The sequence below is a fragment of the Bacillus pretiosus genome (genome assembly GCF_051294775.1).
Classification (GTDB): Bacteria; Bacillota; Bacilli; order Bacillales; family Bacillaceae_G; genus Bacillus_A; species Bacillus_A wiedmannii.
Genome location: NZ_JBPPHF010000249.1, coordinates 1 through 300, shown reverse-complemented (window position 1 = coordinate 300; position 300 = coordinate 1). Strand labels below are relative to the sequence as shown.

The following is a 300-nucleotide window of genomic DNA, read 5'->3' as shown; positions in this document are numbered from 1 at the left end:
GTACAAGAACAAAGGGAAACATTACAGGTGTAGAAATTCAAGAACGTTTATATGATATGGGAATCAGTAGCGTTCAATACAATAAGTTAGAAGAAAGAATTCACTTAATACATGGGGATTTGAAAGATATGCCGGAGAAACTTGGACGTCATCAATATGATGTAGTTACATGTAATCCCCCTTATTTTCAAACACCTGCATCTTCTGAGAAAAATATGAATTAACAGTTAGCGATATCTCGTCAAGAAATTATGTGTACATTAGAGGATGTTGTATCTGCAAGTAGTCAATTAGTAAAGC

General features: G+C 34.0%; 1 pseudogene. It reads left to right on the top strand.

Annotation, left to right across the window (positions count from 1 at the left end):
* A pseudogene (locus ACSG5Z_RS30735) lies at positions 1-300 on the top strand (SAM-dependent methyltransferase); the annotation flags it as partial.